Source organism: Actinomycetospora rhizophila (assembly GCF_042657905.1).
Lineage (GTDB): Bacteria > Actinomycetota > Actinomycetes > Mycobacteriales > Pseudonocardiaceae > Actinomycetospora > Actinomycetospora rhizophila.
Genome location: NZ_JBHSKG010000015.1, coordinates 106386 through 120297 on the forward strand (window position 1 = coordinate 106386; position 13912 = coordinate 120297).

Sequence of the window (13912 nt, forward strand, 5' to 3'; positions counted from 1 at the left end):
CTCCGGCCCCTTCCGGGGCGGCCGCCGCGGGCTACAGTTGGTTGGCACAGCCAACGATCGCCCGTCCCGAGGAGAGTGCGTGCCGCACGCCGCCGAGCCGGAGCCCACCGGCACCCGGCCCAGCCCCGCCCTCGTCGTCACGGTCCTGTCCTCGGTGGGCCTGGTCGCGTCGCTGTGCATGACCCTGGTCGTGCCGCTCGTGCCCCAGCTCCCCCAGCTGCTCTCGACGTCGACGGCCACCGCGTCGTGGGTGATCACGGCGACGCTGCTCGCCGGGGCGGTCGCGACGCCCATCGCGGGGCGGCTCGGCGACATGATCGGCAAGCGCCGCGTCCTCGTCGCGACGCTCGGGCTGCTGGTCGTCGGCTCCGTGCTCTGCGCCGTGACGAACGACCTCGTGCCGGTGCTCGTCGGGCGCTCGCTGCAGGGCGTCGCGGTCAGCGCGGTCCCGCTCGGCATCAGCCTGATGCGCGACACCCTCCCGCCGGCGCGCCTCGGCTCCGGCATCGCGCTGATGAGCGCGACGCTGGGCATCGGCGGCGGGCTCGGCCTGCCGCTCGCGGCCGTCATCGTCGAGATCGCCGACTGGCACGCCCTGTTCTGGGTGGCCGGCGGCCTCGGTCTCGCCGGGCTCCTCCTCGTCGCCCTGGTGATCCCCGAGTCGTCGACCCGCTCGGGCGGACGCTTCGACGCCGGCGGCGCGGTCGGGCTGTCGATCGGGCTGATCGGGCTGCTGCTCGCCGTGTCCAAGGGCGGCGAGTGGGGCTGGGGCAGCGCGGCGACGCTGACCTCGGCCGGGGTGGCCGTGGTCGCGCTGCTGGCGTGGGGCTTCTACGAGCTGCGGGTGCGCGACCCGCTGGTCGACCTGCGCCTCAACGCGCAGCGGGCGGTGCTGCTGCCCAACCTGATCTCGATCCCCGTGGGCGTCGCGATGTTCACGGGCATGGTGGTCTTCCCCCAGCTGCTCTCGGCGCCGCTCGCGTCGGGGCACGGGCTGGGGCTGAGCCTGCTCGTCGCCGGGCTGACGCTCGCGCCGAACGGCCTGGTCATGATGCTGATGTCGCCGGTCACCGCCCGGGTCTCCGCGGCCTGGGGGCCGCGGGCGTCGCTGCGGATCGGCCTGGTCATCATCGCCGGGGCGTACGCCGCGGGCACGTTCCTGCTGTCGGCGGCGTGGCAGATCTCGCTGGTCATCGCCGTCATCGGTGCCGGCGTGGCCCTGGCCTACGGCTCGCTGCCGGCGCTGATCATGCGCGCGGTGCCGACGACGCGGACCGCCGCCGCCAACGGCCTCAACACCCTGATGCGCTCGATCGGCACGTCGACCGCGTCGGCGGTGGCCGCGGTGGTGCTCGGGGCGGCGACGGTGCGGGTCGAGGGGGCGCTCGTCCCGTCGCTGGGCGCGATCCAGACCACCCTGCTCATCGCCGCCGGGTGCGCGGTGCTCGCGCTGCTGGTCAGCCTGGCGGTGCCGAACCTGCCGGAGCCGAGCGAGCACGTCGAGCACGTCGAGCACGTCGAGCACGTCACGGCGCCGGCCGAGCCCCCGGTCCGCGGAGTCGTCCTGCGCGGTGTCGTCCTGCACGACGACGGCGGCCCCGCGGCGGGCGCGCGGGTGACGCTGGTCGGCAACGACGGGCGCCAGCTCGCCGTCGCCCCCGTCGACCCCGACGGCGCCTTCGCCGCCGAGCCCGGCCCGGAACGCCCGGTGCTGCTCATCGCCGCGCTGGCCGGCGCGCGGCCGACCGCCGTGCACGTCGCGCCGGGCCAGGACACGCTCGCCGACCCGCTCGTGCTGCGCCCGGTCCGCGCCCCGCTCGCGGCGATCACGGGCGCCGAGTGCACCGCCGCCGCGCCGACGGGGTGCACCCCGCGCTCCTGATCCCCGGGTGTTTGTGCGCCGCCCGGCGCGTGGCACTCCTCACGCGTCCCGACCCCGACGACGCGGAGGGATCCATGACCAGCGACGACACCCCGGTGGTGGCCGTCCGGGAGGCCACCGCGGCGCTGCGTGCCGGCACGGTCACGCGCGATCTGGACGCCGAGGACCTCGCGCTGCTCGGCGTCGAGGCCCGCGCCCTGGTCGAGCAGCTCGTCGACGTCCTGCAGAGCGTCGACCGCGCCACCACCGACCCGCAGGACCCGCACACCCGCGATCTCGGCTCGCTGCGCGGGCGCCTCGCGTCGGCGCTGGCACCCGTGGACGTCACGGCGGGCGACCCGCGCGACGGGGTCGGCGAGGAGCAGGTGCCGTCGCGCCCCGGACCTCCCGACGACTGAGCCGGACGACTGACCCGGACGAGCGGGGCGCGCGGTGGGACCATGGCGGGGTGCCGGAGGGTGACACCGTCTTCCTCGCCGGCCGGCGGATGCACGACGCGCTGGCCGGCCGGGAGCTGACGCGCGGGGAGCTGCGGCACCCGCGGCTGGTGGAGCACGACCTCGCCGGGCGCACGGTGCTCGCGGTGGTCAGCGTGGGCAAGCACCTGTTCACCCGCTTCGACGACGGTACGAGCCTGCACAGCCATTTCCGCATGGACGGCACCTGGCACCTCTACCGGCCCGGACGGCCCTGGCGCGGCGGCCCGGAGCACTCGATCCGCGCGATCCTCGAGGTCCCCGACCGCGTCGCCGTCGGCTACCGGCTCCACGACCTCGACCTGGTGCCCACCGAGCGCGAGGACACCTGGGTCGGGCACCTCGGGCCGGACCTGCTCGGCGACGACTGGGGGCCCGACACGCACGCCGAGGTCGAGCGCCTCCTGCGCGCCGACCCCGACCGCGAGCTCGGCGCCGCCCTGCTGGACCAGCGCGTGGCGTGCGGGGTCGGCAACCTCTACAAGGCGGAGATCTGCTTCCTGCTGGGCGTCTCACCGTGGACCCGGGTCGGCGACCTCACCGACCGCCAGGTGCACGACGCCGTCGCCTGGGCCCACAAGCTGCTGGTCCGCAACGCCTGGCGGCCCGAGCAGTCCACCACCGGCGACCTCGGCGGCAACGCCCAGCACTGGGTCTTCGAGCGCGGCGGGCGCGGCTGCCGGCGCTGCCGCGACGTCGTGCGCACCGCCGGCCAGGACGACGGGAGCCCGGATCGCGAGGACCGCATCGCCTACTTCTGCCCCACCTGCCAGCCGGGCCCCCACCCGCAGCTCCCGCCGCGGCGCGCGGGGCGCCGGCCCCAGCAGCAGTCCGGCCGGCAGGCGCGCTACTAGGCCGACGGTGTGCGGCGGGTCACACTGCTCCGGTGCACCCCGTCCCGCCCGGCCGCGAGCACGAGACGGCCGTGCTCGTCGCGGCGCTGGACGACGCGCGGGCGGGCCGCGGCGCCGCGGTGCTCGTGGTCGGGGAGGCGGGCATCGGGAAGTCGACGCTCCTGGGCGCGGTGCTCGACGCGGCGGAGCACCGGGGGGTGCCCGCCCTGCTGGGCCGGGCGAGCGCCGACCTCGGGACGCCGGCGTTCTGGCCCTGGCTGCGCCTGCTGGGCAGCCCCGCGGCGCGCGGGCGGGGCCTGGACCCGTCCGTGCTCGACCTCGGAGGCGCGGCCACCGAGGGCAGCGACGCCCGCGCCCGCTTCCGCGCGATGGCCGACACCGCCGACACCCTCGCGGGCGCCGCGGACGGCGGGCTCGTGGTGGCCGTCGAGGACGTGCACGCCGCCGACGAGGCCTCGCTGGCCCTCCTGGCGCACCTGACGGGCGAGGTCGTCGCCACCCGGGGGCCGTCGCTGCTGCTGGTGGCCACGACCCGCGAGCCGGTGCCCGCCGGTCTCGAGGCGGCGGTCCCGGTGGTGCTGCGCCCCGGGCGCCTGGGCCGCGACGCGCTGCGCGAGCTGCTGCGCCGCCGGGACGGGGCCGAGCCCGACGAGGCCGCCGTCGACACCCTGCTGCGGGTGAGCGCCGGGCACCCGCTGCACCTGCGCGAGCTCCTGCGCGCCCCCGAGGTGCACGCGGAGGCGGTCGCGCCCCTGGTGCGGCGCCGCGTCGCCCTGCTCTCCCCCGCCGCCCGCGACCTGCTGGCCACCGCCGCGGTCGCCGGTGACGAGGTGGAGCTCGACGTCCTGGACGAGCACGGCCCGGCCGCGCTCGCCGAGGTGCTCGCGGCGGGCCTGCTGGGCGAGGACCCCCGCGACGCGGGGCGGGTGCGCTGGTCGCACGCGCTGGTGCGCGCGGCGTGCCGCGACGGGCTCTCGACGGCGCGGCGCCGCGAGGAGCACCGCCGGCTCGCCGACGCCCTGCCGCCCGCCCGGGTCGGCGAGGTGGCGGGGCACCTCGTCGCGGCCGCCGACTCCCCCGAGGCGCGGGCCGCGGCGTCGGAGGCCTGCCGGGCCGCGGCGCAGGACGCGACCGCCCGGCGGGCCCCCGACGACGCCGCCGCCTGGTACCGGCGCGCCCTGGACGTCACCGACGACCCGGTCGGGCGCGCCGAGGTGCGGCTGGCGCTGGCCCGGGCCCTGGTCCGTGCCGACCGCACCACCGACGCCCTCGACGAGGCCGACGCGGTGCTCGACGCGGCCGAGCGGGCGGGCCGCGCCGACCTCGCCGCGGCCGCCGCGGTCGTCGTGCGCGGGATCGGCCCGGACCTGGTCGCGGGGCGGATCGAGGGGCTCGTCGAGCGCGCCGGCGCGCTGCTCGCCGACGAGGACTCGGCGCGGCGGGCGCGGGTGCTGGCCCAGGAGGCGATGATCGCGGCGGTGCGCGGGCGCCGCGACGAGGCCGCGGAGACCTCCGCCCGGGCGCTGGCGATGGCCGACCGGCACGCCGGCGACTCCGAGGGCGTCGACGCGGTCCTGCACGCCCTGCACGCCCGCTACGAGGTCAGCGGGGGCCCGGACCTCGTCGCCGACCGGCTCGCCGTCGGCCGCCGCACCATCGCGCTCGGGGCCACCACGCGCCGCCCGGAGGCCCTGGTGTGGGGGCACGTGTGGCGCATCGAGGACGCCTTCGAGCTCGGCTCGCTCGACGTCGTCGACGCGGGCGTCGAGGCGCTCGGCGCCGTGGCCGACCAGGTCGGCGGCACCCTCGCCCGCTGGCACGAGCTGCGGGCGCGCGCCGCCCGCGCCCACCTCGTCGGGCGGTACGACGAGGCGTTCAGGCTGGCCCGCCGGTTCCGCGAGCTGGGCCGGCGCACCCAGGACCCCACGGCCGGCCCGCTGTTCGAGGCCTTCGTGAGCCTGCTGCACCGCGACCTCGGCACCCTCCCCTCGTGGCACCCCGACGAGGCGGCCATGGCCGCGACCCGGCACTTCCCGGTCTTCTGGGCCACCGGGGGTGTCGCGTTCCTCGACCGCGGCGACGAGGACCTGGCCCGGACCCTGTACGACGAGCTGCGCCCGCAGCTGTTCGACGTCCCGCTCACGGGCCGGTGGCGCCCGATCATCTGCTGCGGCAGCGAGCTCGCCGTCGCGTTCGACGACACCGAGGTGCTGCGGGCCGTCCACGCGCAGCTGCAGCCGCACACGGCGCTGCGCTGCGACAGCGCCACCGGCGCCCCCGGGCCGGTCGCCCGCTTCGCGACGCGGGTCGCCCGCCACCTCGGGGACCACGACGACGCCGTCCGGCTGGCCGAGCAGGCCGTGGCGTCGGACCGGCGCCTCGGGGCGATGCCGGGGCTCGCGCGGTCGGCCCTCGAGCTGGGGCGGGCGCTGGCGGCGCGGGGCGGCGCCGCCGACCGGGACCGCGCCCGGCGCGCGCTCGACGAGTCCCGCACCGTGGCGCGCCGGTTCGGCCTGCGCCCGACGCACGAGGGCGCGGCGGCCCTGCTCGCCGAGCTCACCGGGCTCGGGCCGGGTGCGGGGTCCCTGACGGCCCGGGAGCGCGAGACCGTCGCCCTCGTGGTGACCGGCCTCGCCAACCGCGAGGTGGCCGCCCGGCTGGTGGTCAGCGAGCGCACGGTCGAGAGCCACGTCCGCAACGCGCTCGCCAAGCTGGGCCTGCACAACCGCACGCAGCTCGCCGCCTGGGCCACCGAGGCCCTCTGAGCGCGCCCTGCGTACCGCGATCTGCGTGCTGGCACGGAGGTCCGCCCCCGGCCCCGCGCCCCACGCTCGACGGCATCCACCCGCACCACCGAGAGGACGTGGACGCCGTGTTCGCCCGACTCCAGACCATCAGCTCGCTGCCGCCGACCGGCGGGCCCGACGACCCCTACGCCCGCCGCGGGGAGCTCACCGACATCCTGCGCCGGCACGCCGGCTACGGCGGGGCCTACTTCATGGTCTCCGGCCCGACCGCGATGCGGGCCCTGCTGACCCTGTGGTCCACCGAGGAGGACGCCCGCGCCGCGTCCGACCGCACCCGCGCCGCCACCGGGGACCTGCCGCGCCCGGTCATCGACGAGGACGTCGTCTACGAGGTCACCGAGGACGAGCCCGGCCCCGCCGGGGACGCCGAGCCCACCGTCGCGGCCGTCGCGACGTTCGACGGGCCCTTCAGCGACGCCGGGCGGGCCGCCATGGACCGGATCCACCACGACCGCGTCATCCCCGCGGTGCGGGCGCTGCCCGGCACCGTGCGGCTGCTGTTCCTGTGGGACCGCCTCTCGCGCTCGATGCGCGGGCTGCACCTGGCCACCGACGCCGCCCCCCTCGACGCGGCGCGCGCCGCGGTCGACGCGACCGACCCGGCCGCGGGCGAGGACCCGGCGCTCGTCTCCCCGCCCGACCGCATGGAGCGCTGGGACGTGGGCGGCGCCGACGTCCCGGTCGCGCCGGTCAGGGGTGCATCCGCGACCCCTTGACGACCGCGGGCTTTCCACGACCAGGCGCGCCTCACGCGGCACTTCCGCCGCGTGACCGGGACGACGCCGGGGCGGTTCGCGGGCCGCCCCGGCTGAGCCGTCGCCGTCAGTTCTGGCGCGGCACCTGCTGCTGCGTGGGCTGCTGCTGCGGCGCCGCGGGCTGCGCGGGCTGGGCCTGCGGCTGGGCCTGCTGCCCGGCCGGGACCTGGCCCTGACCCTGCCCCATCGAGGCGCGGATCTGGTCGAGCCGGCTCTTGCCCGCGTAGTCGCGCGAGGCCGCCTCGACCTCGAGCATGCGGCCCTGCACGCTGTTCTGCGCGAGCTCGGCCTGCCCGAGGGCCGTGGAGTACCGGCGCTCGATCTTGTCGCGCACCTCGTCGAGCGAGGGCGTGTTGCCCGGCGCCGCGACCTCGCTCATCGAGCGCAGCGACGCGGAGACCTGCTCCTGCATCTTGGCCTGCTCGAGCTGGCTGAGGAGCTTGGTGCGCTCGGCGATCTTGGTCTGCAGCGTCTGGGCGTTGCGCTCCACGGCCTGCTTGGCCTGCTGGGCGGCGCCGATCGACTGGTCGTGCAGCGTCTTGAGGTCCTCGACGTTCTGCTCGGCCGTGACGAGCTGCGAGGCGAACTGCTCCGCGCTCTGCTCGTAGCGCTGCGCGCCCTCCTCGTCGCCCTTGGCCCGGGCGTCGTCGGCCATGACCAGCGCCTGGCGCGCCGAGGCCTGCAGCTTCTCGATGTCGGCGAGCTGACGGTTCAGCTTCATCTCCAGCTGGCGCTGGTTGCCGATCACCGACGCGGCCTGCTGCGAGAGCGCCTGGTGCTGACGCTGCGCGTCCTCGATGGCCTGCTGGATCTGGACCTTCGGGTCCGCGTGCTCATCGATCTTCGAAGAGAACGCGGCCAGGAAGTACCGCCAGGCCTTGACGAAGGGGTTGGCCATCTGCTCCCGCCCAATTCATGATGTCGATCCGGCTCAGGCGGCGACATCCGCGCCTGGTCTCACGGTCCATCGTCTCACCTCCCCGCGGAGGCTTCCACCGACCCGCCGAACCCGACGATCACGCTGAGAACAGCGCTCACACCGATCACACGGCTCAGGCCGCGACGCAGACCACCGTCGTCGCGCGCGGTCCGCCGACGCCGCCCGCGAGGCCCACGAGACGCACGGTCGTCGCTCCCTCCACGGGCGCCACGACCTCCTCGCCGTCGTCGACGACCGGCGCGCCCTCGGGCTCGGGCAGCGCCACCGTGCGCGGCGCGGCCGGCTCCGTGGGCTCCGGCGGCGTGGGGATGCGCGCGGACATGCTCGCGCCCTCCCCGGCGTCCGGCTCGAACGCCTCCTCGACCGCCGAGCGCAGCTCCGGGTCGACCGTGCCGTCAGCGGTGTCGAACCCGCCCCGGCCCCCGGCCCCGGCGCCCACCGGCACGCGCCGCGGCGAAGGACGCATGACGTCGGCGACCTCGTCGAGCAGCTCCGACAGCGGCAGGTCCAGGGCCTCGCAGATGGCCGCGAGCAGCTCGCTCGACGGCTCCTTGCGGCCCCGCTCGATCTCGGAGAGGTAGCCCAGGCTGACCCGCGCCTCCCGCGAGACGTCCCGCAGCGTGCGGCGTCGCCCGGTCCGGGCCCGCCGGATGCTCCCGCCGATGGCCTCGCGCAACAGCAGCGCCATGCCGCACCTCCCAGCACCGGTCGTGGGTGTCCCCGTGACGACCCCCCGAGCGGGGGCCGACGACCGTGTCCGTCCACCGTACCGAGATCGCCGGGAGGGGCACCCCGGAGCGGGCCCGGGGCTGTTCGTCCTGAGCGAACAGCTCAGGCGGCCCGCGCCCGCGCGCGCAGCCGCAGCGCGCGGACCAGGTAGTCGACGCCGGTGACGACGGTGACGACGACCGCGGCCACCATGAGCACGGCGACCGCCGGCGCCACCACCGGCGGCAACGGCATGATCGCGAGGCCCAGGGCGAGGGTCTGCAGCACCGTCTTGATCTTGCCGCCGCGGCTGGCCGGGATGACGCCGTGGCGCAGCACCCAGAACCGCAGCAGGGTGACGCCCAGCTCGCGCACCGCGATGGTGATGGTCACCCACCACGCGAGCTCGCCCAGCACCGAGAGCCCGACGAGGGCGGCGCCGGTGAGGGCCTTGTCGGCGATCGGGTCCGCGATCTTGCCGAAGTCGGTGACGAGCCCCCAGCGGCGCGCGAGGTCGCCGTCGAAGGTGTCGGTGAGCGAGGCGACGGCGAACACCGCGAACGCCGCCCACCGCCAGGGCGTGCTGTGCCCGTCGTCGACGAAGAGCACGACGAGGAAGACCGGCACCAGCACGAGGCGCACGACGGTCAGCGCGTTCGCGATGTTGACCAGCGGCACGGGCGCCGGCGTGACGACGCCCGCGGTGGACGCGGTGGACGGGGTCCGCCCGCCCGACCCGCGCGTCGTCACCGGGCCCCCGCCCCGACGGACGCCCGCTCCGGGTGCTCACCGGTCAGGGCCAGCGCCTCGACGACCAGGTCGATCCCCTCGGCGTCGACCACCCGCCCGGTGACCACGACGCCGGGCACGAGCGCGTCGAGCAGCTCCTCGTCACCGGAGAGGCGGCACTCGCCGTCGACGTCGGGGCCCTGGTGGGCCGCGCGGCCGACCCAGGCGCCCTCCTCGTCGTCGAAGCGCTCGACCAGGACCTCGACCCCGGTCCCGACGCGGCGGGCGGCCCGGTCCTCGGCGACGTGCTCGGCGAGGCTGGTGATCCGCTCGACGCGCGCGGCGATCTCGGTGGGATCGATCTTGCCGGGCAGGTCGAGGGCCTCGGTGCCGTCCTCGTCGGAGTAGCCGAACACCCCGACGGCGTCCAGCTCGGCCTCGGCGAGGAACGCCTCGAGCTCGGCGAGCTCGTCGGAGGTCTCGCCGGGGAAGCCGACGATGACGTTGGAGCGGATGCCCGCCTCGGGGTCGAGCGCGCGGATCTCGCGGCAGAGCGCGAGGAACGTCTCCCGGGAGCCGAAGCGCCGCATCCGGCGCAGCACCGTCGCGCTCGCGTGCTGGAAGGACAGGTCGTAGTACGACGCCACGCGCGGGGTCTCGGCGATGGCGCGCAGCAGCGGGGGCCGCACCTCGGCGGGCTGCAGGTACGAGACGCGCACCCGGCGCATCCCCGGCACCCCGGCGAGCTCGCCGAGCAGGCGCTCGAGGGCCCCGCCGGCGGCGCCGCGGGCGTCGATGTCCTTGCCGTAGGACGTGGAGTTCTCGCTGACCAGCAGCACCTCGGCGACGCCGTGGTCGGCCAGCCACGCGGCCTCGGCGAGGACGTCGCCGGGGTCGCGGGAGACGAACGCGCCGCGGAACGACGGGATCGCGCAGAAGGTGCAGCGCCGGTCGCACCCCGAGGCCAGCTTGAGCGGGGCGACGGGGGCGTCGTCCAGGCGCCGCCGCGGCACCGTCGGCACCCACTCGTGCCCGGGGATGCTCGTGTCGCGCACCGCCTCGGGCCGCTTCACCGGGCTGATCGGCAGCAGCGTGCGGCGGTCGGTGGGCGTGTGGGAGGCGAGCGGGCGCCCGGCGAGGACGTCGTCGAGGCGGGCGGGCAGGTCGCCGTAGTGGTCGAAGCCGAGCACCGCGGCGGCCTCGGGCAGGGCCTCGGCGAGCTCGGCCCCGTACCGCTCGGCCATGCACCCGACCGCGACGACCTTCGCGTCACCGCCGCCGGCGGCCAGCACGGCGTCGACCGAGTCCTTCTTGGCCTGCTCGACGAACGTGCAGGTGTTGACGACGACGACGTCGGCGGCGCCGTCGTCGTCGGCCCCGACGTCCCAGCCCTCGGCGGCCAGCCGGCCGGCCAGTTCCTCGCTGTCGACGTCGTTGCGGGCGCACCCGAGGGTCACCAGCGCCACACGGGGGCGCTCTGGGCTACGGGGGGAGCGCTCGACCACCTCCCCAGCCTATCGGCCCGCCCCCTCGCCTACCCTCCGCTGGTGTGAGCGCCCGGTGACCGAGACGACCGAGAGCGCGGCCGACCGGGCCGCGCCCGTCCTCCTGCGACGCGCCCGCACCGCCGACGTCCGCGGCATCAAGACGCTGGTCGACTCGTTCGCCGACGACAACATCCTGCTGCGCAAGCCGCTGGTCACCCTCTACGAGACCGTCCAGGAGTTCCGCGTGGCGGTCCGGGGCCGCCACGTCGTGGGGTGCGGGGCGCTGCACGTGCTGTGGGAGGACCTCGCGGAGATCCGCACCATCGCCGTCGACCCGTGCATGCAGGGCGCGGGCATCGGCCACGGCCTCGTGCACGAGCTGCTGGCCCAGGCGCGGGCGCTGGGCCTGCGCAGCGTGTTCGTGCTCACCTTCGAGGTGACGTTCTTCGAGCAGCACGGCTTCCGCGAGATCGAGGGCTCGCCGGTGAGCCCCGACGTCTACGCCGAGATGATGCAGTCGGCCGACGAGGGCGTCGCCGAGTTCCTCGACCTCGCCTACGTGAAGCCCAACACCCTGGGCAACAGCCGCATGCTGCTCGAGCTCTAGACGGTCTGGATCTCGGGGAGCAGGCCCGCCTCCTGCCGCGGCAGCTGCGCGGCGACCCGCCAGCCGCCGCCGTCCGGCCCGGCCTCGACGGTCCCGCCGACCAGCGCGGCGCGCTCCCGCATCCCGACGATGCCCAGCCCGGAGCCCTCCGCGGCGCGGCGGTGCCCGGCGCGCACGCCCTCGTCGACGACCTCGACGGCGACCGCGTCGGGCTCGTGGCGCACGGTCACGCGGGTCGGGGCGGGGCCGGCGTGGCGCAGGGTGTTGGTGAGCGCCTCGGTGACGATGCGGGCGGCGATGACGTCGGCCTCGGGGCGGTCCGCGGGGGCGGTGCCCACGACGTCCACGACGACGGGCAGCCCGGCGTCGCGCACCGGCGCCGCGAGCGCCTCGACCGCCGCGGTGTCGAGCTCGAGGTGCTCGGCCGCGTCCCCGGACGGCACGCCGGGGTCGAGGCCCTCGAGCAGGGTCGGCAGGGCGGCGGCGATCCGCTCGCCGGCTTCGGTGATCGTCGCGAGGGTCGCGGGCTCCGGAGCCACGCGGGCGGCGTGCACGGTGACCACCAGCGCGGACAGCTCGTGGGCCAGGACGTCGTGCAGCTCGCGGGCCAGGCCGAGCCGCTGGGCGGTCACGGCGCGGGTCGCGGCGGCGGCCGCGCGGGCGTCGACGACCTCGGCGGCGGCCCGCGCGGCCCGGCGCTGCAGCACGCCCAGGCCCCAGATCGCCGGGACGATCACGTACGACAGCGCCACGGTCGCGCGGTCCGGAGCGAGCGCCGCAGGCAGGCCGAGGGTCACCGTCGCCGCCGCGATGACCGCCGTGCACGCGAGGACGGTGATCCCCGACGCCACGACCCCCGCGCCGAGCCCGGCCCCGAACACCAGCACGCTCCACGACGCCTCGAGCACCAGGTGGGTGCTGCCCAGGCTCGTCGCCGCGACCGAGGCCAGCGTGGCGACGACGAGGGCGGGCAGCGGCGCCCGGCGCCACCAGCCCAGCGTCAGCACCTGCACGACCAGCGGCAGCAGGCCCAGCGGGCGGGTCGGGTCGATGTCGAACAGCGCCATGGTGTCGGCCAGCGGCCCCGGGCGCAGGTGGGGCGCGGCGAACGCGGCCAACGCCGCCAGCAGCCCGGCGAGCGCGGCGACCACCGCGGCGAGGGCGAGCCCGCCGCGCGAGGGCCGCCACGGCGACGGTGCCGGTGGGCCCGGCGCGGGGGCGGGCGGCGGGTCGAGCTCGTCGCCCGGCCCGCGCAGGACGCCCAGGGCGCGGCGCATCCCGGCGAGCGCGGCGCGGGCCTCGGCGGCGATGGCCGACAGACCCGGCCCGGGGTCGGCCGCCTCGCCGAGCGCGCGCGTCCGGGTCACGACCCGCTCGACGCGCACCGCGACCAGCTCGCGCAGGTCGCCGGCGAGCCGGTCACGCTGGGCGGCGAGGGCCTCGAGGAGACGGTCGTGCTCCCCCTCGCGCCGTCGGGCGGCGATCCCGGCGGCGCGGACGCGAGCGACGATCGCCAGCCCCCCGGCCGCGAGCACGATCGGCACCAGCGTGATCTCGAGCGAGGCCCAGACGGCGAGCGCCGCCCGCGGCTCGCGCGGGGAGGCCGCCAACCCCGCGAGCAGCGGCGCGGTCAGCGCCGCCACCACCACGGCCACCGCGCCGGGCAGCGGGCGCGACCGCCGCGCGACGGCGAAGACGAGCACCGCCAGCGTCCACACCGGGAGGGCCTCGACCAGCGCCCACCCCACCGGGACGCTCGCCGTGAACACCGCCAGCGCGGCGATCGGGCGCTCCCGGCGCCACAGCACCGGCAGCGTCTGCACGGCGCCCGCGACGATCACCGCGGCGACCTGCCCGCCCCCGGCCTCCGGGCGCCACGCCCCCACCGAGAGCGCGGACAGCGCCACCATGACCAGCAGCACGCCCACCACGAGCCCGTCCACCGGGCGCAGCTCGGGCAGCAGGCCCGACCACCGGCGGCTCACACCGGGCGCGCGGGCACCAGACCGCGCTCGAAGGCGTGCACGACGAGCTGCACCCGGTCGCGGCGGCCGAGCTTGCGCAGCAGGTGGGCGACGTGGGTCTTCACCGTCGACTCGGCGACCACCATCTCGGCGGCGATCTCGGCGTTCGACAGCCCGCGGGCGACGAGGACGAGCACGTCGTGCTCGCGGGCGGTGAGGCCCTCGGGCGGGCCGTCGGGTGAGGGTGGCGCCGGCTCCTGGGCGACCCAGTCGCGCACGAGCCGGGTGGTCACCGACGGCGCGAGCAGCGACTCGCCTGCGTGCACCGTGCGGACCGCCCGCACGAGGTCCTCGGGGTCGGAGTCCTTGAGCACGAAGCCGCTGGCGCCCCCGCGCAGCGCGCGGCGGACGTAGTCGTCGACGTCGAACGTGGTGACCACCAGCACGCGGGTGTCCGGGTGCGACGCGGTGATCTGCTCGGTCGCGGTCAGCCCGTCGCCGCCGGGCATGCGGACGTCCATGAGGACGACGTCGGGGCGGTAGGACGCCACCGCGGTGACGGCGGCGGGCCCGTCGCCCGCCTCGCCGACGACGTCGATGCCGCCCGCGGCGGTGAGCACGGTGCGGAAACCGGTGCGCACGATGGGCTGGTCGTCGACGAGCAGCACCCGGATCCCCACGGGCCGCATCGTGCCAGGACCCG

General features: G+C 77.1%; 12 protein-coding genes. 6 read left to right on the top strand and 6 right to left on the bottom strand.

The features are described 5' to 3' along the window. Nucleotides 1-79: 79 nt before the first annotated feature. From ACFPK1_RS24085 to ACFPK1_RS24105, 5 genes are all read left to right on the top strand, one after another. Nucleotides 80-1882, top strand: coding sequence for an MFS transporter (locus tag ACFPK1_RS24085; RefSeq protein WP_378023493.1), 1803 nt, complete (start codon nt 80-82; stop codon nt 1880-1882). A gap of 74 nt (nt 1883-1956) precedes the next feature. After that, nucleotides 1957-2280, top strand: a complete 324-nt coding sequence (locus tag ACFPK1_RS24090) for a hypothetical protein (RefSeq protein ID WP_378023494.1) — start codon at nt 1957-1959, stop codon at nt 2278-2280. 50 nt (nt 2281-2330) lie between these two features. After that, the gene (locus ACFPK1_RS24095) at nt 2331-3212 is read left to right on the top strand and encodes a DNA-formamidopyrimidine glycosylase family protein (protein ID WP_378023495.1); all 882 of its coding nucleotides are present in this window, start codon (nt 2331-2333) and stop codon (nt 3210-3212) included. A 32-nt stretch (nt 3213-3244) separates the two neighbouring features. Continuing rightward, nucleotides 3245-5977 carry an ATP-binding protein gene (locus ACFPK1_RS24100; protein ID WP_378023496.1) on the top strand — a complete coding sequence of 911 codons (2733 nt, stop codon included), beginning with the start codon at nt 3245-3247 and terminating at the stop codon, nt 5975-5977. Nucleotides 5978-6084: 107 nt separating this feature from the next. Continuing rightward, a complete protein-coding gene (locus ACFPK1_RS24105; RefSeq protein ID WP_378023497.1) occupies nt 6085-6735 on the top strand; it encodes a hypothetical protein in 651 nt (216 codons plus the stop codon). 106 nt (nt 6736-6841) lie between these two features. On the opposite strand, the gene ACFPK1_RS24110 is transcribed toward ACFPK1_RS24105, so the two are convergent. The 4 genes from ACFPK1_RS24110 to rimO all read right to left on the bottom strand — a co-directional run bounded on the left by ACFPK1_RS24110 (nt 6842) and on the right by rimO (nt 10617). Beyond that, nucleotides 6842-7672, bottom strand: coding sequence for a PspA/IM30 family protein (locus tag ACFPK1_RS24110; RefSeq protein ID WP_378023498.1), 831 nt, complete (start codon nt 7670-7672; stop codon nt 6842-6844). 154 nt (nt 7673-7826) lie between these two features. Beyond that, nucleotides 7827-8402: a helix-turn-helix domain-containing protein gene (locus ACFPK1_RS24115; protein WP_378023499.1), complete on the bottom strand. Its 576-nt coding sequence runs from the start codon at nt 8400-8402 to the stop codon at nt 7827-7829. Nucleotides 8403-8545: 143 nt separating this feature from the next. After that, nucleotides 8546-9172 carry a CDP-diacylglycerol--glycerol-3-phosphate 3-phosphatidyltransferase gene (gene pgsA / locus ACFPK1_RS24120; RefSeq protein WP_378023500.1) on the bottom strand — a complete coding sequence of 209 codons (627 nt, stop codon included), beginning with the start codon at nt 9170-9172 and terminating at the stop codon, nt 8546-8548. Then, the gene (rimO, locus tag ACFPK1_RS24125) at nt 9169-10617 is read right to left on the bottom strand and encodes a 30S ribosomal protein S12 methylthiotransferase RimO (RefSeq protein ID WP_378023501.1); all 1449 of its coding nucleotides are present in this window, start codon (nt 10615-10617) and stop codon (nt 9169-9171) included. The genes pgsA and rimO overlap by 4 nt, the downstream gene beginning before the upstream one ends. Before the next feature lie 94 nt (nt 10618-10711). Here rimO and ACFPK1_RS24130 point away from each other — a divergent pair, with 94 nt between their 5' ends. Next, nucleotides 10712-11245: an amino-acid N-acetyltransferase gene (locus ACFPK1_RS24130; protein WP_378023502.1), complete on the top strand. Its 534-nt coding sequence runs from the start codon at nt 10712-10714 to the stop codon at nt 11243-11245. Here the strand turns inward: ACFPK1_RS24130 and ACFPK1_RS24135 are convergent. Beyond that, entirely contained in the window at nt 11242-13230 is a 1989-nt protein-coding gene (locus ACFPK1_RS24135; RefSeq protein ID WP_378023503.1) for a sensor histidine kinase, read from the bottom strand. The two genes, ACFPK1_RS24130 and ACFPK1_RS24135, sit on opposite strands and share 4 nt — an antisense overlap. Continuing rightward, a complete protein-coding gene (locus tag ACFPK1_RS24140; RefSeq protein WP_378023504.1) occupies nt 13227-13898 on the bottom strand; it encodes a response regulator in 672 nt (223 codons plus the stop codon). The genes ACFPK1_RS24135 and ACFPK1_RS24140 overlap by 4 nt, the downstream gene beginning before the upstream one ends. Nucleotides 13899-13912 lie beyond the last annotated feature (14 nt).

What these genes read in the sequence shown, in the direction of transcription:
- ACFPK1_RS24140 (WP_378023504.1), bottom strand. Translation starts at nt 13,898, where the DNA reads ATGCGGCCCGTGGGGATCCGGGTGCTGCTCGTCGACGACCAGCCCATC.
- ACFPK1_RS24090 (WP_378023494.1), top strand. Translation starts at nt 1,957, where the DNA reads ATGACCAGCGACGACACCCCGGTGGTGGCCGTCCGGGAGGCCACCGCG.
- ACFPK1_RS24110 (WP_378023498.1), bottom strand. Translation starts at nt 7,672, where the DNA reads ATGGCCAACCCCTTCGTCAAGGCCTGGCGGTACTTCCTGGCCGCGTTC.
- ACFPK1_RS24115 (WP_378023499.1), bottom strand. Translation starts at nt 8,402, where the DNA reads ATGGCGCTGCTGTTGCGCGAGGCCATCGGCGGGAGCATCCGGCGGGCC.